General features: G+C 42.4%; 18 protein-coding genes. 16 read left to right on the top strand and 2 right to left on the bottom strand.

Features of this window, described 5'->3' with window-relative positions:
• Positions 1-12 precede the first annotated feature (12 nt).
• The 13 genes from ACYVBM_RS12135 to ACYVBM_RS12195 all read left to right on the top strand — a co-directional run bounded on the left by ACYVBM_RS12135 (position 13) and on the right by ACYVBM_RS12195 (position 16,977).
• Complete coding sequence (locus ACYVBM_RS12135) at positions 13-1,797, top strand: RagB/SusD family nutrient uptake outer membrane protein (RefSeq protein WP_460685928.1); 1,785 nt, start codon at positions 13-15, stop codon at positions 1,795-1,797.
• A gap of 25 nt (positions 1,798-1,822) precedes the next feature.
• A complete protein-coding gene (locus ACYVBM_RS12140; RefSeq protein WP_460685929.1) occupies positions 1,823-3,379 on the top strand; it encodes a DUF4957 domain-containing protein in 1,557 nt (518 codons plus the stop codon).
• 55 nt (positions 3,380-3,434) lie between these two features.
• A complete protein-coding gene (locus ACYVBM_RS12145) occupies positions 3,435-4,916 on the top strand; it encodes a pectate lyase (RefSeq protein ID WP_460685930.1) in 1,482 nt (493 codons plus the stop codon).
• Positions 4,917-5,155: 239 nt separating this feature from the next.
• Positions 5,156-6,592, top strand: a complete 1,437-nt coding sequence (locus ACYVBM_RS12150) for a pectate lyase family protein (protein ID WP_460685931.1) — start codon at positions 5,156-5,158, stop codon at positions 6,590-6,592.
• A gap of 10 nt (positions 6,593-6,602) precedes the next feature.
• Complete coding sequence (gene pelA / locus ACYVBM_RS12155) at positions 6,603-7,772, top strand: pectate lyase (protein ID WP_460685932.1); 1,170 nt, start codon at positions 6,603-6,605, stop codon at positions 7,770-7,772.
• 11 nt (positions 7,773-7,783) lie between these two features.
• Positions 7,784-8,527, top strand: coding sequence for a rhamnogalacturonan acetylesterase (locus tag ACYVBM_RS12160; RefSeq protein ID WP_460685933.1), 744 nt, complete (start codon positions 7,784-7,786; stop codon positions 8,525-8,527).
• A gap of 16 nt (positions 8,528-8,543) precedes the next feature.
• Positions 8,544-9,836 carry a nucleoside hydrolase-like domain-containing protein gene (locus tag ACYVBM_RS12165; RefSeq protein ID WP_460685934.1) on the top strand — a complete coding sequence of 431 codons (1,293 nt, stop codon included), beginning with the start codon at positions 8,544-8,546 and terminating at the stop codon, positions 9,834-9,836.
• 23 nt (positions 9,837-9,859) lie between these two features.
• Positions 9,860-10,927, top strand: coding sequence for a pectinesterase family protein (locus tag ACYVBM_RS12170; protein ID WP_460685935.1), 1,068 nt, complete (start codon positions 9,860-9,862; stop codon positions 10,925-10,927).
• Positions 10,909-12,186, top strand: a complete 1,278-nt coding sequence (locus tag ACYVBM_RS12175; protein ID WP_460685936.1) for an alpha/beta hydrolase — start codon at positions 10,909-10,911, stop codon at positions 12,184-12,186. The genes ACYVBM_RS12170 and ACYVBM_RS12175 overlap by 19 nt, the downstream gene beginning before the upstream one ends.
• On the top strand, positions 12,186-13,226 hold the full coding sequence (locus ACYVBM_RS12180) for a pectinesterase family protein (protein WP_460686012.1): 1,041 nt from the start codon (positions 12,186-12,188) through the stop codon (positions 13,224-13,226). Before ACYVBM_RS12175 ends, ACYVBM_RS12180 begins: the two co-directional genes overlap by 1 nt.
• A gap of 77 nt (positions 13,227-13,303) precedes the next feature.
• Positions 13,304-14,920, top strand: a complete 1,617-nt coding sequence (locus ACYVBM_RS12185; RefSeq protein WP_460685937.1) for a glycoside hydrolase family 43 protein — start codon at positions 13,304-13,306, stop codon at positions 14,918-14,920.
• 236 nt (positions 14,921-15,156) lie between these two features.
• Entirely contained in the window at positions 15,157-15,993 is an 837-nt protein-coding gene (locus ACYVBM_RS12190; RefSeq protein WP_460685938.1) for a UDP-2,3-diacylglucosamine diphosphatase, read from the top strand.
• Between the two features lie 3 nt (positions 15,994-15,996).
• Positions 15,997-16,977: a glycosyltransferase family protein gene (locus tag ACYVBM_RS12195; RefSeq protein WP_460685939.1), complete on the top strand. Its 981-nt coding sequence runs from the start codon at positions 15,997-15,999 to the stop codon at positions 16,975-16,977.
• 131 nt (positions 16,978-17,108) lie between these two features.
• Here ACYVBM_RS12195 and ACYVBM_RS12200 read toward each other — a convergent pair whose 3' ends face one another.
• The gene (locus ACYVBM_RS12200) at positions 17,109-17,897 is read right to left on the bottom strand and encodes an HAD family hydrolase (protein WP_460685940.1); all 789 of its coding nucleotides are present in this window, start codon (positions 17,895-17,897) and stop codon (positions 17,109-17,111) included.
• Positions 17,898-18,037: 140 nt separating this feature from the next.
• On the opposite strand from ACYVBM_RS12200, the gene ACYVBM_RS12205 reads away from it, so the two are divergent.
• The 3 genes from ACYVBM_RS12205 (at position 18,038) to ACYVBM_RS12215 (ending at position 21,665) form a co-directional block, all read left to right on the top strand.
• Positions 18,038-19,210: a DUF418 domain-containing protein gene (locus tag ACYVBM_RS12205; RefSeq protein ID WP_460685941.1), complete on the top strand. Its 1,173-nt coding sequence runs from the start codon at positions 18,038-18,040 to the stop codon at positions 19,208-19,210.
• A 33-nt stretch (positions 19,211-19,243) separates the two neighbouring features.
• Positions 19,244-20,662 (top strand): NHL repeat-containing protein, encoded by a 1,419-nt coding sequence (locus tag ACYVBM_RS12210; protein WP_460685942.1) that lies wholly within the window; start codon positions 19,244-19,246, stop codon positions 20,660-20,662.
• Positions 20,663-21,272: 610 nt separating this feature from the next.
• Positions 21,273-21,665 carry a YybH family protein gene (locus ACYVBM_RS12215; protein WP_460685943.1) on the top strand — a complete coding sequence of 131 codons (393 nt, stop codon included), beginning with the start codon at positions 21,273-21,275 and terminating at the stop codon, positions 21,663-21,665.
• A 1,120-nt stretch (positions 21,666-22,785) separates the two neighbouring features.
• Here the strand turns inward: ACYVBM_RS12215 and galE are convergent.
• The gene (gene galE, locus ACYVBM_RS12220; protein ID WP_460685944.1) at positions 22,786-23,823 is read right to left on the bottom strand and encodes a UDP-glucose 4-epimerase GalE; all 1,038 of its coding nucleotides are present in this window, start codon (positions 23,821-23,823) and stop codon (positions 22,786-22,788) included.
• Between the last annotated feature and the right edge of the window lie 29 nt (positions 23,824-23,852).

Here is a 23,852-nt window from a genome sequence, read left to right on the forward strand (position 1 = left end):
AAAATGAATTTTATGAACAAGAAGATATTCAATATTTCGTTTGTCATTGCAACTGTATTTTTTGCGGTATCCTGTAACAAAGTATTAGACGCGCCACCCAAATCGTCAATGGATGAAAGTGTGATTTTTTCCACGCCCAGCCTTGCCGAAGCTACTATTGCCAGTATCATCCAGTCTTTTGCTGAAACCAACTCTTACCGGGGCCGTTACCTGGTATTTTATGGAATTAATACTGATTGCGAAGTGAATAACGCTTTAAAGACAGTTACGGATGAAAAATCACTGCTTTCAAATTATAATACCAATGTCATTAATTCGCAAATGAATACAGACAACAATGCCTGGGCTAAATTTTACGAAGGCATTGAACGTGCCAACCTCGCTATCCGTGGTATTCGCACGTATGGTGATGTGCAAAGCAGTAAGGAAATGGCGCAGATTTTAGGAGAAATGCTCACGCTGCGCGCTGTTATTTATAATGATCTGCTGAAAGCTTGGGGTGATGTGCCTGCAAGGTTTGAGCCGGTAACTTCAGCAACAACTTATTTACCCAGAAGCGACAGGGATGTTATTTACAAACAATTACTGACCGATCTTGAAGAAGCAGCAGCCCTGGTGGGCTGGCCCAAAGAAACTGCAGCTACTCAAACAACCGAGCGAATTAATAAGGCATTTGTAAAAGGCCTGCGTGCACGTATAGCACTGGCAGCGGGCGGATATGGCCAGCGTGTGAATAATGAAATCCGCAGGAGCACAGATCCTGATCTGGCCCCGGAAAAAATGTATGCTGTCGCTAAGAAAGAATGCCTGGATGTAATTAACAGCGGCACCTGCCAGTTGCAGACTTTTGAAGGGGTATTTAAAACGCTGAACGCAGAAACCATTCAGGCGGGGAAGGAGTCTTTGTGGGAAATACCTTTTAGTGAAGGACGGGGACGGGTGATCTTCGATTTGGGTGTAAAACATACAACCACTGATAAATATACCGGGCAAAATAAAGGTGGCACCAATGGCCCTAATCCTATTATGTATTACGAATACGATAAGGATGACGTGCGCCGGGATGTAACCTGTGTTCCTTATGAATGGACCAATGGCAAACAGGTGCCTACGGCGCTCAATAAATGGTATTTTGGTAAATACAGGTACGAATGGCTGCCCCGCCGCGTAACTTCTACCAACGATGACGGGCTGAACTGGATGTATATGCGTTATGCTGATGTGGTTTTGATGGCTGCTGAAGCAATCAATGAGCTGGACGGTCCGGCAGCAGCAGCACCTTACTTAAAAATGATCCGGGACAGAGCCTTTCCAGGCAATTCCGCAAAAGTAAATACTTACATGGCCCAGGCTACGTCCAGTAAAACAGCCTTCTTTAATGCAATTGTTGATGAGCGGGCACTGGAATTTACCGGCGAAATGCTAAGGAAACAAGATCTCATCCGCTGGAATCTGCTAAGTACAAAATTGAATGAGGCTAAAACTAAATTACAGCAGTTAGAAAACAGGCAGGGCAAATATGCAGCGCTCCCTCAAAATATCTACTATAAAACAGCCGATGATGGTGAAAGCGTGGTTATCTACGGTCTGAATTATGGAGACACTGATGCAGGTGGTGCCGCCCTCAATTACGGAGCCAGCAAAAGCTGGAAGCTTTCTGCAACGGGAGACAATATTACTTACTGGAACGCGCTGTTCATACGCGATCCTAACCAGCAGCAGTTCTGGCCGATATGGCAGGTATTTATCAATGCAAGTAATGGCATGCTTAATAACGATGGCTATTCTTTTAATTAAATTTTTTGAAGCAAAAACGATTGTAATGAACAGCATAATAAAAAACATACTTTGCTTGATTGGTATAGGCGCTGTCTTGCTATTTACCGGCTGCAACAAAAGCATAGAGCCGGAGATGACCTCGCTTAACCTTGGCAGGTTGCTTTCTCCAACAGGCGTATCAGCCTTGGTGATAGATGGTAATACAGCTTCGGTTTCCTGGAATAAAGTAAGTAAGGCCACGGCCTACCAGGTAGAGGTATATGATAACGCCGGGATGACAGGTACCCCGGTGAAAACCTATCCCGATATATCTAAGGATGTGCTTACCTATACTATTACCGGGCTGGAAGGCGAAACCGATTATTATGTTCGTATTAAAGCAACCGGTACCGAGACGGATGATTCAAAGTGGACGACAGTAACATTTAAAACCAGGCCCGAGCAGATCATGAAAACAGTAGATCTGAGCGAAATTAAAGCCACTGAAGTTATTTTAAGGTGGACACCTGGTGCAAATGCAACCCGCATCACTTTATCTCCCGGGAATATTTCGCATAATGTTACGCCTTCAGAAATAGCGGCAGGCGCCGCCACTATAACCGGCCTGGCTCCGGAAACTGCGTACACAGCCACATTATTCAACGGTACAAAAACGAGGGGCTATACTACATTCTCCACACCGCTTGATCTGGGAGGGGCTATTCAGGTAAACCCTGGTGATGATCTGACCTCCATATTACAAAACGCCAACAGCGGAGATGTATTTGCATTAATGCCCGGAGAATATAATACGCAGGATATTACCATTACAAAGTCTATATCAATCAAAGGCGCGCGTCCGGCCAACAAGCCCGTATTAAAGGGAACCATTTTACGGATCGTTGCCAATGCCGGCCTTCAGTTAAAAGACCTGGTATTGGACGGTACAGGTTCAAAAGACGGTAACCAGGCCATTATCTATGACGAAGATCTGAATACAGCTTACGCAGCATTCAAAATGGAAGATTGTATGGTTAGAAACTATACAAAAGGGCTCATCTATATAAATAAGAAAACCTGGATTCAGTCTGTATTATTTAAAGGCAATATCATCTATGATATTGAGTGCAATGGCGGCGACTTTATTGACTTCCGCAATGGCCTGGCTACTGTGTTTGATTTTACAAACAATACAGTGTATAACAGCGCATTGGCCCGTGATTTCTTCAGGATGGATGCCGGGGGATCAACCAACTTTCCTGCAGTCAAAAGCATCATTACTATCAATAACAATACTTTTTACAAAGTAAGTGATGGCAACAACAGACGAATGCTTTATATAAGGTTGGCTGCTCATGAAATAACTTTCAATAAGAATATACTTGCAGCCACACTGGGTTACTATACCAATCAGGGTGCAACAACTATTAAGGAGATGAGTAAGAATAACTACTTCAATGCACCTAACTTTACGGGCAGTACTACATCCGGGGCAAAAAATGATACCGGGGATTACACCCAACTGGATCCGGGCTTTACAAGTCCTTCAACAGGGAACTTTACAATAAGTAATGTTAACCTGAAAGCGGCAGGAATAGGTGACCCGCGCTGGATTAATTAAATGATGTTTTTTGATCAGGTACAGGATTTTCCTGTACCTTTTTATTTTAAACGTAATGATCCGATATATCTCTGTTTCTGTAATATTGTTGGTGTTTGCTTCCTGTAGTAAGAACAGCAGTAATACAAATAAAAAACCCTTGCCTGATAAGCCGGTGCAGGTGCAGGAAACCGCTATAGCTTTTCCCGGAGCTGAAGGGGCAGGGAAGAATACAACCGGCGGCAGAGAGGGCAGGGTAATTAAAGTTACGAACCTGAATGATGCCGGAACAGGAAGCCTGCGAGATGCAGTTAACCAAACCGGTAAACGTATAATTGTTTTTGAAGTCTCGGGGAATATTAAGCTTAAATCAAGGTTGCAGATTAAGAACGGCGATGTTACTATTGCCGGACAAACGGCGCCCGGAGATGGTATTTGTATCCAGGATCATGAAGTGAATATTGCTGCTGATAATGTAATTATCCGGTTTATTCGTTTTAGATTAGGCGATGCTTATGTAGCTACTATTGAAAGCGATGCCATTTGGGGACGCGAAATTCAGGACATTGTTTTGGATCATTGTTCGATGAGCTGGGCGATAGATGAAACAGCTTCTTTCTATCATACCAAAAACTTTACCATGCAATGGTGCATGATTGCCGAAAGTATGAATCATTCGGGGCATTCCAAAGGAGCGCACGGTTATGGCGGTATCTGGGGAGGCTCGCCTGCAACATTCCATCATAACCTTATTGCACACCACACTAACAGGAATCCCCGCTTTGATGGTGGATTGCGTTATAGTAACGGCAGCGGTACCGGTGTAGGTATTTTCGGACCCGATAAAGTAGATTATCGGAATAATGTTATTTATAACTGGAGTGGCAACAGCGCTTATGGTGGTGAAAACGGAGAATATAATATTGTGAACAACTATTACAAACCAGGGCCGGCAACGCCATCCAATAGAAATAAGCGGATTATCCAGGTTTCAAAAGATAATGCCACTGCCGCAACCAACCCTTCTGTTTATGGAGTGGGATATGGCAGTTTTTATATAGCTGGAAATTATGTAGCAAATAATTCTACTGTAACGGCTGATAACTGGAGCGGCGGAGTAGATTTTGATGGTGGTATAACCGAGGCAATGGTTAGAAAAACCGTACCATTTGCCAGCGCTGAAATTACTCCGCATACTGCCGGGCAGGCATATGAGGCAGTACTTAACTATGCAGGGGCTTCTTATAAAAGAGATGCAGTAGATGCCCGGATCGCTAACGAAGTCAGAACCGGCACAGCTGCTTATAAAGGATCTGTTTCAGGACTACCGGGTATTATAGATACCCAGAAGGATGTAGGTGGCTGGCCTGAACTGAAGAGTGCCCCTACTTTAAAAGATACAGACGGAGATGGGATGCCTGATGATTGGGAAATAGCCAACAAGCTTGACCCCAGTAAAGCAAACGCTAATGGAAAGGATTTAAGTACCGGCTATGATAATATCGAAGTATATATTAATAGCCTCGTGAAATCTATTACAGAGAATCAAAAATCGTAGTTATTATTTAAGATCGGTTCCCGAATGCCCCTATACAGCAGGTGATTCGGTCATTCATCTTCCGTCAAACAGCAGGTTGTTAGGCTATAGAATAGAGTAAGCAATGTAATAGAGCGCATGTACTGAAAACCTGGTAAATGCTATGCCTTAATCTTCCTGCAAATACCGTTTGAAAAATCAGGCTATTTATAAAAGCGCTTCTATATACAATATTTTGAGATAAAAGTAAAAAAGAACAAATGAAAATCAACCCGATTCTATTTCTTTTTATTTGGCAGATGTTGTTTCTGTCCTGCAGATCACAGCAAACCCTTAGGACGGGTAGCAACCTGGAAGATAAGCCTATTGCCTTTCCCGGTGCAGAAGGTTTTGGCAAATACACTACAGGCGGGCGCGGAGGGAAAGTGCTGGTTGTTTCAAATTTAAATGATGCCGGCGATGGGAGCCTGAGAAAAGCTGTAAACGCTAAAGGTGCGCGTATCATTGTTTTTAACGTTTCGGGTACCATTCATTTACAGTCGAAGCTGAATATTAAAGGCGATGTAACTATTGCCGGGCAAACAGCGCCGGGCGGTGGTATCTGTTTAGCCGATTATCCAATTTCACTATCTGGTGACAATATTATTATCCGCTTTTTAAGGTTCCGGATGGGCGACCGCTATCAAAATAAGGGAATGGTAGATGGTGGCGGGGCAGATGATGCGTTTGGCGGGTCGGGCAGAAAGAATATTATCGTAGATCATTGTAGTATGAGCTGGAGCACCGATGAAGTGTGTTCTGTTTACAGGGGCGATAGCACTACGCTGCAATGGAACATTATCAGCGAGCCGTTAAACTATTCCTATCATTTTGAAGAAGGCGATACAGATTTTGAACATCATGGGTATGGCGGTATCTGGGGTGGAAAGCATTTCAGCGCCCATCATAACTTGTTTGCTCATTGCAACAGCCGCACGCCAAGGTTTAACGGGGTACGGATGGGGGAAAGTGAAGAGCTGGCAGATTTCAGGAATAATGTGATCTATAATTGGGGGCACAATAATGTATATGGAGGCGAAAATGGCAGCTACAATATTGTAAATAACTATTACAGGTATGGACCCTCTACCAATATAAATGTAAGGTTCAGGATCGTGAACCCCACCAAAAGTAAAGAAGAGAATAATCCTTATGGCCGTTTTTATGTAAATGGGAATTATGTAGATGGCGCTGCTGATGTAAGTAAAAACAACTGGCTGGGCGTACATTTGGATAAAGGCGCAACAGAAAGCCATAAACAGTTGGCCGTTGTGACCAGGCCTTTTGCGGTATTGGACATGCCCGTTACATCTGCTGCAGATGCATACAGCGATGTTTTACGGTTCGCTGGGGCCGTAATGCCCGAAAGAGACACTTTGGATGAAAGGATCATCAATGATGTTAAGAACAGGAAAGGACGGTTTATTGATGTACAGGGCGGATATGCGCATGGAACAACATACGAAAAGACAGTAAATGCATGGCCCTATTTACAACAATTGGATCCTCCGCTAGATACAGATAAAGATGGTATGCCTGATGAATGGGAGATCAAAAACAAGCTCGATCCACATAGTACGGCTGATGCTTCAGCATATACATTGGATAAGCGCTATACCAATATTGAAGTGTACATAAATGGTCTGGCAGTAAAATAAAAATGTACTGATGAAAAAACTAATAATGCTCTCCTTTTCGTGGCTATTCTTCTTATCATTAAATGCGCAGCAGGTTATTGATCAGATAGATCCCCGCCCTTTTGCAGACAATGCCGGCCACTGGTATGGCATTGCCGACAAGAACAACATGATCAATGCACTGCCGGGCAGGCCACGGTACAAGCCTGCTGATGTCAGGCAGATTGCCGATAACATCCTGCTATTTCAGAAAGCCAATGGCGGATGGCCTAAAAACTACGATATGTTTGCAGTTCTTACTGAAGAGCAAAAGCAGGAAGTAGCCAAACATAAAAATGTGCTGAATACTACTTTCGACAATGGTACCGGCTACACACAGGTAAGAGCGCTGGCTATTGCTTATAAAGCCACAAAAGAGATAAAATATAAAAATGCAGCAATACAAGGATTGGAATACATACTTTCTGCACAATATAAAAACGGCGGCTGGCCGCAGTACTATCCGTTACAAAATAATTATAGCAGCCATATAACTTATAATGACGGAGGGATGGAAGGTATTGTGCAGGCCTTGAAACATATTGCAGATAAAGAACCGTTGTACGATTTTATAGATGATGAGCTGCGGGCAAGAATCATAAAGGCTTATGAAAAGGGTATTGATTGTATTTTAAAAACACAGATAACAGATAACGGTACTTTAACCGTATGGTGCCAGCAACACGATGAAGTTACCTTAGCGCCCGCCTGGGCAAGAAAGTTTGAACCCCCTTCAATTTGTAATGGAGAAAGCTCGGGTGTGGCGCAGTTCCTGATGGACATCGATCACCCCGATCAAAAAATAATCAACGCCATACAGGCTGCAGTGCGCTGGTTTGAAGATTCAAAAATCTACTATACAAGGGTTAAGACTGTTAAAGCCGATACATTGGTTACCAATTACCGGGTCAGCACTTCCGACAGGGTAGTGGTTACAGATTCTGCGGCTCCTCCTGTATGGACAAGGTATTACGAATTAGGCACTCACAGGCCTATGTTTTGCAACCGGGACAGCAAAGTAGTGTATTCGCTGGCAGAAGTGGACAGGGAGCGAAGGGACGGATACGCCTGGTATACTTATGCTCCCCAGCGGGTGTTAGATAGGTATCCCGAATGGCAGGCGAAATGGGCGCCGGGAAAGAATGTTTTAAAAAATAATTAAACGAATAAGAAATGAACAAAAAACGGGTAATAATAGCCATTGTATTGCTGCCTTTACTGGCATTTGTAATGCCTCAAAGGAAAATTACAATCTTTTTGGCTGGCGACTCTACCTGTGCTATTAAAGAAACCAAAGCCTACCCCGAAACCGGCTGGGGAATGCCGTTTGTGTATTTCTGGGATAGTACCGTGCAGGTAGTGAACCTTGCAAAGAACGGCCGCAGCACTAAATCGTTTATTAACGAAGGCTTATGGAAAAAAATAACGGATGAAGCCGCTGCCGGCGATTACGTGTTGATACAATTTGGCCATAACGATGAAGTGCCTACCAAGAAAAACGCTACTACCGAAACAGAATTTAAAAATAATCTGATAAGGTATGTCAGCGAAACAAAGGCTAAAGGAGCCAACCCTGTTTTGATCACTCCTGTAGCCAGGAGAAAGTTCGACAGTACCGGTAAAATAACAGGTACGCACGATGTGTATGCGCAGATAGTGCGTAATGTTGCAGCAGAACAGAAAGTGCCATTGATAGACCTGGATGTGCAGTCTCAGCAGCTATACCAGCAATTAGGAGTGGAGCATTCAAAACTGTTGTTTTTGCACCTGGCGCCGGGAGAGCATCCTAATTATCCCAATGGGAAAGCGGATGATACGCATTTCAGCGAGCTGGGTGCAAGGCTGGTAGCGCAAATAGTGTTGAAAAATATCAGGATCGTGGCACCTGGTCTTGCTCAGAAAATTAAAAACAGGTAAAAGCGTATTTTAAAAGATGAGTATAAAAACCTTCCTGTTCGTATTGCCTGTTTTCTATTGTATGGCAACAGCAGCCCAGCAACCAGTGCCGGTTAAGCCGCGCGTGCTTATCAGTACCGATATTGGCGGTACCGACCCTGATGACAACCAGTCCATCACCCATTTTTTGATGTATGCCCACCTGTTTCATACAGAGGGGCTGGTCTCATCACCCTCTTACGGGACGGGCAATAAAAGTGAATTGCTGCGTATGATCGATCTGTACGAAAAGGATTTACCAAAGCTGCAAAAGCATCAGAAAGGGTATCCGGCACCTGATGAGCTGCGGGCGGTTTGTAAACAGGGACGGTTAGGGGCCGTTCCTTATAGAGGATACTTAGCGGCAACAGAAGGTTCCGACTGGATCATTAAATGCGCCAGGGAAAAAAATACCCAACCCTTATGGGTTTTGGTTTGGGGCGGGCTGGACGACCTGGCGCAGGCCTTACATGATGCCCCCGATATTCAGAAGAACATAAAAGTATATTGGATCGGAGGACCTAATAAAAAATGGAGCGCCAACAGCTATGCTTACATTGCTGAGCATTTTCCCGGCCTATGGTTGATAGAAGTGAATGCTTCTTATTATGGCTTTTTTTCTAACAGCACTATCCTTGATAGTTTGCTGCCGACAGACTATTACGGAAAGTATATCAAGGCCGCCGGGCATTTGGGAAAAGATTTCAAAAATTATTACAATGGCGAGGTAAAAATGGGAGATACGCCTTCGCTGTTATATTTAATGGATGGTGATCCTAATAACCCGGCGCGTGAAAGCTGGGGTGGCAGTTTTTCAAAATTTAAATATAGCCCTCGTGTTGTTTACGACAGGGTAACCAATTTAAATGATACAGTAGCTTTTTGCACCATTGTGGAGTTTAGGCTGAAAGGACCTGAAATAACGATCCCTTCAGATTCCGCTTGCTTTTGGATGGAAACACCCTATCAGAAAAGCACACAAAAATGGGCAGGGTATTATTTAGGTAATGGACAATATGTTTTAAAGTATGCACCCAAGCAGGCCGAAACAGTTGCTTATAAAGTTACTTCCTCCATAGCTGGTTTCCCTACAGGCGATGGCCAATTGGTTGTGACAAATAACTGGCCGGGAAAAAGGAATGCGACAGATTATGTATTGGGAGCTAATTGGTACACAGACAAATGGGAGCCTGAATTATATGATGGGAAAATACAGGGCGGCAAAACGATTTCCAGGTGGCGAAACGATATTTTGCTCGATTGGGCGAAGTACTGGAGCTGGCTTCAATAAAACTGATTAAAAAATCCTTATTGATGAAAAAAAAAGTAAAATACAATTTTAAGGGATGGAGGCATAATAGCGCTGTCGCGGGTTTTATAATAATGATAGTAATGTTAATGGCAAGCGTTGTACAGGCACAAACCTCGAATCCCCAACAATACAAATATACCTTCACTGTTGCAAAAGACGGCAGTGGGGAGTTTAAATATATACAGGATGCTATTGATGCCATGCGGGTTTATCCGCTGGCGCCCATAACCCTGTATATAAAAAATGGCGTGTATAACGAAAAGATAGAATTACCTGCGAACAATACCGATGTTACTTTTATTGGTGAAGATGTGGATAAAACCATTATCACATTCAATGATTATTCCGGGCGCGGGAAGCTTACTACCTTCACTTCGTTTACGGCCAAGATATCGGGTAACCGATTTACGGCGCAAAACATCACTTTTGTAAACAGTGCAGGCCGCGTGGGGCAGGCGGTAGCATTGTATGTAGATGCCGATAAAGCAGTGTTTAAGAATTGTAAGCTCATAGGCGATCAGGATACTATATTCAGCGCCGGTGAAACTTCGAGGCAATTATTTATTGATTGTTACATAGAAGGCACTACCGACTTTATCTTCGGGCCATCCACGGCTGTTTTTCAGAATTGTATAATAAAAGAAAAGTCCAGCTCTTACATAACCGCTGCCAGCACTACGCCGGGCAAAAAGTTTGGCTATGTGTTTTTAGACTGTAAAATCCAGGCCACTGGTGAAGTTAGCAAAGTATACCTGGGCAGGCCATGGCGCGCTCACGCTAAAACGGTTTTTATACGTTGTGAGCTGCCTGAACAAATTGCTGCAGCAGGCTGGCATAACTGGGGCAATCCCGAAAATGAAAAAACGGTTCTGTATGCAGAATATAAAAATACAGGGGCGGGCGCTAATCCTGCAGGGCGTGTTGGCTGGGCCAAACAGCTTACAGATAAAGAAGCTGTAGCCTATACTTTGGAAAATATTTTCGCCTCCTGCAATCCTGATCTGCCGGGCGAAAAAGACTGGTTCAAACAAACCTCATTAAAACCATTTATATGGCCCGAAAAGAAATAGCAACTATCAATCTTAATAATAGGTGGCTTGTACAGTTTCTGGTGTCGTTTGAGAGTGGCCTTGAAAAAGTGGCGTTAAAAAACAATTGCAGTAAGCCGTTAAAAAGCCGCCATTGTCCGAGCCTGCAGGATCTGGATAATTGCCAGCATCTTCGGAGCGAGTTTGGCGGGTTTAGGCTTACAAGGTTGTTTTTAGCCGATTTTTTCACAGCCTTGATTTTTTGCTCCACTTTTTTATCAAGAAAAAAGTGGAAAGACAAATACTATCGAAAATGTGTCTGCACAATAAGGCAAAGTGGTCGGCCAGGCTCCTGGCTGCTGCGATGGATGAGGTTAAAATTAGCAGTATTTATTACGATGCTGCTTCTCTGCTTTGGCATTAAGCTTTCAGCCCAGGAGTTCTATCCTGTCTGGGAAAAAGGAAAAATACCCGGAGTTAATAAAATTCCAGTAAAAGACAGTATTGTAGATGAACGTATATGGGAGGTTGAAACACCGGGTATTTATGCTTTTCCTGCTACCAAAGCAGAGAATACAGGTACTACGGTTCTGATATGTCCCGGAGGTGGTTATCAAAGAGCTTCTTATGTGTATAACGGTTTTAATTTTGCCAAATGGTTCAATACACTTGGCATTAATGTTTTTGTGCTCATCTACCGCCTGCCGCATCAACGCAATCTTACTGATCGTGCCAATGCCCCAGTACAGGATGCACAGCGTGCCGTCAAATACATCAGGGCTAATGGGGCTAAATGGAAGATCAACCCCGATAAATTAGGCGTAATGGGCATTAGCGCCGGAGGGCACGTGGTATCCATGCTTTCAACACAGCCTGAGGATCTAACGAGGATAAATGATGCATTGGATACGGTTAAATATCGTCCAGACTTTGCAGTACTGCTATCGCCGGTTGTTTCAATGGGACAATGGGCGCATAAGGGCAGCAGGGTAAACCTGCTGGGTGCAGATACTTCTGTGGCCAGTATTGAAAAGCACTCTGCTGAAAAACAGGTGTCTGCTTACACACCACCTACTTTTATTACCCATGCGCAAAATGATAAAACAGTGAATATTCGCAACAGCCTTATGTATTACAATGCGTTGGTTGACCATAATATAAATGCCAGCCTGCATGTATTTCCCCAGGGTGGTCATGGCATACGCCTCACAGAAAATCCTGGCAGCACTGAGTTGTGGCTGCCGCTGCTGCATTTATGGATGAAAGAAATGAATTTTTTAACCCCAATTCCTTTTAATTGATGAATTTATTTGCAACAGATGTTCTGGAAAAAGAGGAATGTCATCCTGAGCCTGACGAAGGAAACCTCCGGTCTTATTCTTTTAATGCTGTTCTGATGATAATAGTTCCTTTGTTTTTTTTCAGCATGACAGCTTTTTGTAGCCAACCAGGTATTATTGTTGCCAAAGATGGCAGCGGTGATTTTAAAACCGTACAGGAAGCAATCAATGCAGTACCCGATCTTCGTAAAAACCAAACGGTCATTTATATAAAAAATGGTGTGTATAAAGAAAAACTGATGTTGCCAGATACCAAGACAAATGTGAAATTTATTGGACAGCATGCAGACAGTGTTATTTTGACCTTTGATGATTACGCTTCTAAAAAAAATGAATTTGGAAAAGAGATAGGAACAAGCGGCAGCGCCTCTTTTTTTATACATGGCGATGGTTTTACCGCAGAGAATATTACGTTTGAGAACAGCTCCGGTCCCGTGGGGCAGGCAGTAGCCGTAAGAGTGGCGGTAGACAGGGTGAAATTTTTGAATTGCAAATTCCTGGGTTTCCAGGATACCTTATATACCTGGGGCTATGGGGCAGGAAGCCGGCAGTATTATAAAAACTGTTATATAGAAGGTACCGTGGATTTCATCTTTGGCTCATCAACAGCAGTGTTCGAGGAGTGCCGCATTTATGGAAAGAAAGCCGGCTATTTCACAGCAGCCAGTACCCCGGATTCGGCAAAATACGGCTACGTGTTTATCAAATGCAGCATAGAGGGAGATGCGCCACCGGCTTCATTTTTCCTGGGCCGTCCCTGGAGGCCTTACGCCAAAACCGTTTTTATAGATTGTACGATGACAGAGGTGGTAAAACCGGAAGGCTGGAACAACTGGGGTAAGGTATCAAATGAACAAACTGTTTTTTATGGCGAATATCATTCAACCGGAAAAGGTGCTGGCAAGACGAAGCGTGCCGGCTGGTCGCACCAGCTAACCAAAGAACAAGCGGCGCAGTACACCATTAATAATATTTTGCATGGATGGGATGTAAATGATTAGGCCGGCTGTGGTACTACTATCAGCTATCTTGTGTCACTCACTTTATCTGCTATGCATAACTGAACAAAAAATAACACATGAAGAAAAAGATGTTTACCATCGTATTGGTGGCTTTAAGTTATTCGCTCCATGCCCAGAAGCCTTATGTATCGCAGGTTTGGAGCCCTGATAACGGGGACGGTACTTATAAGAATCCTGTGATCAATGCAGATTATTCAGACCCCGATGCTATACGGGTGGGCGATGATTTTTACATGATCGCGTCCAGTTTTGACCAGGTACCGGGCCTGCCGATTCTTCATTCGAGAGACCTGGTGAACTGGAAGATCATCGGTCATGCTTTGCAGCGCCAGGTTCCGTTACAAGTGTTTAATAAAAATCAGCATGGCAATGGCGTATGGGCGCCAGCCATCCGTTATCATAAAGAGGAATTTTATATCTATTATCCCGATCCCGATTTTGGTATTTATGTTACCAAGGCAAAAAACATCACCGGCCCCTGGAGCGATCCGGTTTTGGTGGATGCGGGTTCGGGTTTAATCGATCCATGCCCTTTCTGGGACGAAGATGGCAAAGTATACTTATCCATTGCATATGCCGGAAGCCGTGCAGGTATCAAAAGCATTCTGGTGATGAAAGAGCTGAATGCGGAAGGAACCCAGGTCATTAACAACGGTGTAATGGTATATGATGGGCATGGAATAGACCCCACCATCGAAGGCCCTAAGATTTACAAACGCAATGGGTACTATTATTTATTTGCACCGGCAGGTGGTGTGGCTACCGGCTGGCAGCTGGTATTGCGCAGTAAAAATATTTATGGGCCTTACGAGCGTAAAGTAGTAATGGAGCAGGGAAAAACTTCTGTAAACGGGCCACACCAGGGCGCATGGGTCAGTACACAAACCGGCGAAGACTGGTTCCTGCATTTCCAGGATAAAGAGACTATCGGGCGCGTAGTGCATCTGCAGCCGATGAAATGGGTGAACGACTGGCCGGTAATTGGCGAAGATAAAGACGGTGATGGCACCGGTAACCCGGTACTAAAATATAAAAAGCCCAATGTAGGCAATAGTTATCCTGTACAAAACCCGGCAGAGTCGGACGAATTCAACGAGCTGCAACTAGGCCTGCAATGGCAATGGCAGGCCAATCCCCAGGCTACCTGGAGCTTTATGAATACTCAGAAAGGAGCGCTGCGTTTATTTGCTCATCCGGTAGAACAAGAGCAGACTTTGTGGAACACACCTCATGTGCTGCTGCAAAAATTTCCTAATGATGCGTTTACTGCCACCACAAAAATCAGTTTTACACCCAGTGAAAAATTTACAGGAGAGAAAGCTGGCTTAACTACTATGGCTATGAACTATGGAAGCATTGCCATAAAAAGAAAACAGGATGCCAGCTACATTGTATTTACTTCCTGCGAAAAAGCCGACCGTGGCGGCAAGGAAACAGAAAAGGAAGTGGTAAAGCTAAACCAGCATGAGGTGTACTTCCGTATGCAGTTTAAAGCAGATACTACCTGTGTATTCAGTTATAGCCTGGATGGCAAAAAGTTTACTGAAGCAGGCAGTATAAAATCCACACCCGGCAAATGGATCGGTTCCAAAGTAGGATTGTTCATAACCAGTGATATAAAAATTAATGATGCAGGGTTTATAGATGTGGACTGGTTTAGAATAACGAAGTAAGACTGAAAAATTGACGGTCATACACACCGTGTAAGGCGTTCCCGGCTGCCAGGAACGCCTTATCATTTTCTTCTGTTGTCTCATCAGTTGGCAGGTTACCTCTAGATGATTAATAAGAATGAAAAGGCTAATTTGACTATCCTGCACATCGGTTTCAGATAACTTCATAATAATCTCATAATACTTCCATAACAATTAGTTTATAACAAGAACGGAGTTTTGATAAACTCTAAACCATGAATAAAAGACCGGTTGAGGTGGTGGTAATATCTGACCTGCATTTAGGCACCTACGCTTCCAGGGCACGGGAGTTTACAGCCTACCTGAAAAGTATCGAACCCCGGCTCCTGGTGCTTAACGGAGATATTATTGACGGCTGGCAGTTTAGCAAACGTTATTTTCCCCCCACTCATATTGCTGCCATTAAAGAAATATTCAGCAAGCTGACCAGGGGCACGCGTGTAGTGTATATTACAGGCAATCATGACGACGTTTTCAGAAAATATGCTGACCTGGAGCTGGGTAATTTCTTACTGGCCGATAAAATTGCTATAGAAGTGAATGGGAAAAGAACATGGATTTTCCATGGTGATGTATTTGATCATACTTCTTCCCGGCAGGCAAAGTTTTTGGGAAAGCTGGGAAGCAACGGATATGCCATGCTGCTGGGCTTTAACAGGGCTGTTAACTTTTTTATGCAGCTTTTCGGAAAAGAAAAGCTGTCGCTGGCCAAGGCTATTATGCAGCAGTTTAATAAGCGGGTGATTAAAATCGATGAATACGAGCAAAAGATAGCAGAGATCGCCATCGAAAAAAATTTTGATACAGTGATATGCGGGCATATTCATCAACCCCGAAAAAGGACCGTTACCAATGGGAAAGGTTCAGTTTGTTACCTCAATTCAGGCGATTGGGTGGAGAATATGACATCGCTTGAATATTATAACGGTGAATGGCAGATATATCATTACAACGAAAAAGATATGGTGATCGAAAAACCAGCACGTTATGCATCGCAGCCCCAGGTTTTAACCAGCGAAATTTCCTTTTACCTGCATTCTTTAACCCAATAATTCATGAAAATATTTTATGCCATACAGGCTACAGGCAACGGTCATATAAGCCGCAGCATGGAGTTGCTGCCGTATCTGCAGCAATATGGAGAAGTAGATATCTTTTTAAGCGGCGATAACAGCCATTTAAAGCTGGATGCGCCCATAGCATACAGAAGCAAAGGGCTTAGTTTATATTATACCTGCAATGGTTCGCTCAATTACTGGAAAATTGCAAAAGCTATTAATCCTGTTGCCTTAAGAAAACAGGTCAATGAGCTGCCTGTGGAGCAATATGATCTTGTTATTAATGATTATGAGTACATAACCGCCAAAGCCTGTGCTGCGAAACAAATTCCGTCTGTGAACTTCGGCCACCAGGCCAGCTTCCAGTCGATGAAAGTGCCGCGCCCGAAGCAAAAAAGCATAACCGGCGAATGGCTATTAAAAAGTTATGCAAAGGCCGACAAATATATTGGCTTGCACTTTAAAAGCTATGATGATTTTATCGTTACCCCGGTTATTAAAAAAGAGATCCTGGAAGCAGACCCGAAAGACGAGGGCCATATAACCGTGTACCTGCCTTCTTATTGTGAGCCACAGCTGATTGCGCTATTTTTACCTTTTAAAGATTTCAGGTTCGAAATTTTTAGCGGTCAAAGCACTGCGGCGCACGAGGTGGGCAATATCCGTTTCTTGCCGGTAGACAAAAAACGTTTCAATAAGAGCATGATAAATTGCCACGCCATCATTACGGGCGGCGGTTTCGAAACGCCTTCGGAAGCGATTCACCTGGGTAAAAAAATAATGGCGGTACCTATCCGGGGTCAGTATGAGCAGTGCTGCAATGGTGCTGCATTAAAGGAAATGGGCATTATGACAATTGAAAAAATAGGGGGCGACTTTAAATCGCTATTTCTGAACTGGGTACATCATTACCAGCCGGTACAGATAGATTACAGCAAAAGCATTCCACAGTGCATGGAACGGCTGTTTGGCAATTAATTTTTACTGTATCAGCAGTTTAAAAACGATTCGAAAAATTGTCCACCCTCTGTCTGCCAAATCTCGTGGATAAACGCTATGCCTACAAAACAGAATTATTACTTAGATCCCCGCGATAAATTTTATAGGCATCACAGGTTCAGCAGCTTTTTAATGGTATCTGTTACACCTCCCTGGTTATTATCCAGTTCTGTAATATACTTTGCCGCTCTTAATATAGCCGGGTGGGCATTTTTCATAGCGTAGCTGTATCCTGCATTTTGAATCATATCCAGGTCATTCAGGTAGTCACCAAAAACCAGGGTTTCTTCCGCTTCAATGTTCAGCCTGCGCTGTATAGCTTTGATCGCATTTCCCTTGCTGCCATTTATATTAGTGATATCCAGCCAGATCTTCCCTGCAACGGCTATCTTAAAATCGTTCTCGAACGGTTTATAAAAAGGATAGCTGTTGGTTTCAGAACCCGCCAGGTCACACAAGGATATTTTTACAATCATATCATCAACCATCGTAAGATCTTCCACAATTCTAAATTCCTGGTAATATGTAAGCGCCTGTTTTTTAAAAGATTCATTACAGTCTTCCAGGTAAGCAATATGCTTGCTGCATAAAACAGGGTACACATCCTTTATAGACCTCGATATTTCTATGAAATTTTTTATAGACGATTCATCAAGCCGGCTTACCAAAACTTCTTCATTCGCATGTACTACAAAGCTGCCATTGTCGCATGCAAAATAAAGCTGATCTTTGATCCTTTCAAAAACAGCAGATACATTGTGGAAAGGGCGGCCGCTGGCTATAACTACCGTAATACCTTTTTCAAATACCTGCGGAATTACCTGCCAGAAATCCGGAGGAAGCTTTTTCTCATCATTCAATAAAGAGCCATCAAGGTCGATGGCGATCAATTTTATCATTTTCCCGACACGGTTTAACTAAAAAATGGAGCTGTTCATCGAAAAAATCACTGTATTGGTCTAAAAGGCACTTACAAACTTTTTCAAAAGAACTTATTTAGCATTCTGATTAAGCAATTTTATTTAATCGCCCTCCATTAATGCAACGTTTAGAAGCAAATATAGTTAATAGGATTGAAGTCATAGATGTACTTCGGGGTTTTGCCTTGCTGGGAATTTCTCTCAGGCATTTTATTTCCCGGTTTGACTACAATGGCGGCGTTTATTCGGACAACCCGTTTTTATATAAAATCGATAAATGGATTGAAGCGGCAGATTATCATTTTCTTTTGGACAAAACCTATCCGATTTTTGCGCTGCTTTTTGGCTTCTCTATGTTTTTGGTGAACCAATCTGCCAACGAAAGGCCATTTATGCGTTCTTTTAAAAGATTACTAGGGTTGATGCCATTTGCATGCTTAAACGCTCTTTTTTTCCCCGATGGCGATATACTGGGCGTATATATGATCGTAGGATTTATTGTTTTATTGTTAACCAGGCTTCCTTTAAAATGGGCTCCATATATAGCGGGCTTCTTCCTGCTGCAGCCAATAGCCTGGATCCAGATCCTTATTAATCTCTTTAACGGGAACATCAATCTCACAGCGCTTCATTCTTCCATACTTATCAACGATGTCAATCATACCATCGCCAACGGCAGCTTCCTTGAAATTATGTGGACCAACCTGACAAAAGGCCAGCTCGGAAACTTTTTGTGGGCTTTCGAAGTAGGAAGGGTAAGCCAGACAATCGGCCTGATGCTATTGGGTTATTATTTGGGAGCGGGCGGCCGGTTGGTAAGGTTTATCGAAAAAGGGAAAAAAAGCCTCAATTATTTATGGATCCCGGTTTTGGTAATTGCCGGATGCATAGTACTCAAAAAATGGGCTGTAGAAACGGCTGTATCAAAGGAGCTCCTGTTGGTTATATCTAACTGGTACGGTCTGTCTTTTTCATTTATATATATTATTTTAATTATTTTCATCTACAACATATTGCCGTCGCACGCTTTTTCATCCTTACGTTTTTATGGGAGGATGAGCCTTACAAACTATATCCTTCAGTCGATCATCGGTGGTATTTTATTCGCTCCGTTTGCGCTTAACGGTGCCGCTTATTTGACGAACGTGTCTATTGTTTTGCTGTTCGCAGTAACAACTTTTATCCAGATCATTTTCTCAAAATACTGGCTTTCCGGAAACCGGTACGGTCCTTTAGAATTTTATTGGCGCCGTCTCTCCCTGCTGGTATTCAATAAAAGCATAAATTTCTGATTGGGTTTTTATTAATTATTAAAATTTCATCTTATGAAAAATGGGTTAGTTTTTTTAAGTACGCTTTTGTTCACATTTTCCGCGGTTAAAGCGCAGGATACGCTCTATACGATAAGCAATTATAATACCCCCGGTATCAGGCAAATTGTAAATATCGATCCTAATACAGGAGCCGGGGCCAGCGTTAATGCTTCTTATGCTACGGGCGATAATACAACGCTAAGTGCAGCTATGGCTTTGGCCGGTAATGGTTATTTATATTATATTCCTTACGTTCCGAACGAAATAAATAACCAGGGAGCGTTTGAAATATATTCAATAGCCGCTTATCCGACTATTTCAGTAAATACGCCACCTTCATCACAGGAAGTGTACTCTGGTGATATTAACGGTGCAGCAACCACTACTGCTGTATTCAGAACGATGTCGGCGGCTCCTGACGGCTGGATATATCTGACTTTTTCGGACGAAAATGGTACCATATCTTTAGCCAGGTTTCAACCCGGTACAGACCCTTTAACAGGGCAGGGTACCGTAACCAGTTTGCAAACGCTTGGAACTATTACCTTAAACGGTAATACTCCCGGCTCCAATCTCCGCAATGGAGATATTGCCTTTGACGGAAGCGGAAACCTTTACGCTTTGATAAATGAAGACCAGGCAAACGGCAATGCCGTTATTTATTTTGCACCCGCAAGCGCTATATCTGCAACAAGCAGCGGTACCACCAACCTGGTAACAAAATATCAGGTAGTAAAATCCGGAGGCGGTAATTTCTCGGAGTATGTGGTAGGGCTGGCAGTGTCCTCAACGGGTAATTTTTATATTGCGGTACAGGACGACCATGATCCAAGCCAGGGCGGGGTGTATTTATTAACCCGGAATGCCAGCGACAATCAATTAGTAATATCTAATAGTCCTATCAGCAACGATAATCCAAGGTATATTGCAGACCTTGCCGCCAGTTATTTCCCTAATACAACTATTTTACCGGTGGTATACGGGCCCATATTTGCAAAAATTGTGGACAGGTCACTGGTCCTTAACTGGAGCACTTTATCTGAGATCAACAACACCCGTTTTGAGATCGAAGTTTCAAAAGACGGGCAGCACTTTACTAATATAGGAACCGTTGATACAAAAGCAGTGGATGGTAATTCAGATAAAACTATTTCTTACAGCTTTATTAAAACCATTGATGTGCCTATGGCTGCTATGGGTATTTCTTTGCTCTCTTTGGCAGTAATTCTTTTGTTCTTAAACAGGAAAAACAGGTTGCTGCTCTCAGTTATGATGGTGATGGGTATAGGGTTGACCTTTGCTTCCTGTAGTAAAAACGGCGATCAGGTAGATGTTAGCGGTGAAGGGAAGTTGTTCGTAAGGATTGTACAGGTAGATAAAGATGGCACCAGATCTGTAACAGATGCCATCACAGCTTACAGAGCAGATTAATATTTCGTATACCAATACTTTTATATATTCAAAAGAGCCGCCGGATCAGGTTGGCTCTTTTTTTATCTGGAAAGCAGTTTAGCAAAGCAGATCACAGATAATAGAAATAATTTACAAATTGATAATTATTTAAGTCCACTTCTGTCTTTCAGTGTCACAGAGCGATTTTTACTCTTAAAACAAGGGTCTGCAAAAGCTCAGTTACCAAACTGTTATTTGCCTGCATAGTGTAATTAGGGATAATGTATTAATTGTCAGCAATTGGCGTAATATTTCATAATCTCTTGTAACTCAAATTAATTAATTTTGTATCATCAAAACCTTGAGATATAGGAAGTCCTTTTAAATTCCTATTTTATTTGAAGAAAAATACCCCAACCTTGATGGATTATAATGGTGCCGTATATCAATAGATGGGGGCTATTGCTCAATTTTCACGGCGTAATAATTAGAGCAACTAGTAATAATTAGAAGCAACTATGGAAGTATTAACAGACATTGAGGTAAAAGGGAATCTGGCAGGAAGAAGATGTCTTAAATTTACTTCTATTGGATATTATAGCAACTTTAAGTCTGAAAATTTTCTAATACACGAATAAATAAAAATGTTGTGAATAAACATACAATTACAGAAACTATTATTGCTTTAGGGAAAGTTGCTATGGATGCATGGCTTGATGGTAATCCCTCTCCCTATCTTGACCTTTATTCTAAGGATTTTACCTATTTCGACCCGGCCCATGAGTGGCGAATTGATGGATGGAATAAAATAAAAGAATTGTATGAAGGTATGCGAGGGAAGGTGAAAATAGAAACATTCGAAATGATAAATCCTACTGTGCAATCAACAGATACAATGGCAGTATTGACTTATAACCTACATATGTATTCAGGTGAAATGCTCTGGAAAGAAAATTGTACAGAAGTGTATAGGATGGAAGATGACAATGAATGGAAAATCATTCACAGTCATTTCTCGCCAACTAAGCCTTCTATCAAGTAATGCATTTTCAATCTTTTGGGTAGCTCAATAACTCATTCAGCATAAAACAGGACTTCAGTATATAAGTTAATATTCACATTAAAAGCTATACTTATAATAAAAATGGTTTAATTAACGCAAAGAGTTATTCGACTTGATAACCGAAAATTCGTAGAAGATTACAAACGAACTGATTCAACATACCTATGGAGCGTTTATTGTGCAAACACCATCAGCCATGGTTGCCAATGACTTTAAAGGTATAAAAAATTGAATATTATTCGTATTGAGTTATCATCGCTTTTGAAACAATTTCAATACGAACCGGAAAAAAGATGCCTAAATTTTGCTATCTAAACAAAGCAATAGCTTACGTTGAATCCGACCACTGCATAGCCCTTACGTCAAAAGGCTTATTGGTATCGTGCAAGTTGTGCAGTATCCTTTTTATCTGTTAATGTCAATATGCGCTGCTTTTAATGTGTATTGATGTGCATTATATGCGTAATCTATGTGCATAATCCTGTTTAAAACAAGTGAGTACAAAACAGGACAAAAATTTGGAATGGATCTGTTTGGCATCGTATCTTCATAATGCACGGTTGATAAACAGAAAACAAAGATCCTGAAAAGGATTCAAGTTGAGTTTTGAAACGGGTAATTTTACAGCAGTCTCTTTGACAAATGTATCGCATAATTATCAGGAATACAGGCAGCAATGCGTGGAAAACTGGTAGCAACCGCATACAAGAGTAAATGCAGAACGCTGTAAAAAGCTTGAAGCAGTGAAGGGCAAATATCTGTTCTATATGGCCGTAAATATCAATGTGGTAAAATACAGAAATATTTTGGCTGTAAAATACTGGTAAAGCCCGCATGGCTAAAGCAAAATTTTAGTGAATGCCTTGCCAGTTGTTCTGTAGGTTGATGGGGATTTTAACTTCGCATAGTGATATGCTTACTTGAAACCTCGATATCTGCACTACAAGACAATGCTGAAGCTATTAAAAGCATCGGGTTTAAGCAGAAGATCCGGGTAACCGGTTCGGAAGCAACAAGCACGATGCTTTTTTTATGCCTGACAGGAAAAATGCGTGCCCGTCCTGCATTAAATCTTCTATGTCATTATTTGAGAGGTTTTTCAGGCGTTTACATTAGCTTCGGCTTTCAGCTTTTGCTCCCATTTCCACGCAGTACCCATCATCTCATCAATTCCAAACTGAATATCCCAGCCCAGGCTTTTTACTGCATGGTCATTATTCGCATATATGGCAATAACATCGCCTGCACGTCGTGGCCCTATTTCATAGTTTAGCTTTTGTCCGCTTACTCTTTCAAAAGCGTTAATAGCCTCCAGTACGGTTACACCGTTACCTGTACCAAGATTGAATATCTCGTAATTTGCCGTATTGTTTTTATTTTCTAAAAACTGTATAGCCAGGGTGTGTGCATGGGCAATATCGCTTACATGAATGAAATCCCGCAGACAGCTGCCATCACGCGTATCATAATCAGCGCCATAAACAGTCATTTTAGGCAACTTGCCGATCGCGGTTTGTGTAATGGCAGGAAAAAGATTTTGCGGGCGGCCTACAGGCAGTTCACCAATTTCAATGGAGGGATGCGCGCCTACCGGATTGAAATACCTTAAAGAAATAATATGAGTATTGGTAAATACTTTTGCAAAATCTGTAAGTATTTGCTCCCCCATCTGTTTGGTAGCACCATAAGGGCTCTCAGCCGGTTTGGTAGGCGTTTGCTCGGTTACCGGGATCGCATCAGGATTGCCATAGACCGTGCAGGAGGATGAAAAAACAAAATACGGAATTTCAAAATCCCTTACGCACTTCAATACATTTATAAGCGAGTTAAGGTTGTTCTCGTAATAAAACAGCGGCCTTTCTACCGATTCGCCTACAGCTTTATAGGCAGCAAAGTGAATAATTCCTGCAATATCCGTATTCTCCTGAAAAACAGCATGGGTATCATCAAAATTGCAAAGATCCACTCTATAATTTTTTACAGCTTTGCCGGTAATTTTTTCAACACCCTGCAATACCTCAGGGTTAGAACGACTGTTATTATCGATAGAAATTACATCATAACCATTTTGAATAAGATCTACAACTGTGTGGGAGCCAATATATCCGCAGCCACCGGTAACTAAAATTTTTGCCATAAAGAATGATGAATCTGAATAAAAGTTTA

The sequence above is a fragment of the Niabella aquatica genome (genome assembly GCF_054779315.1).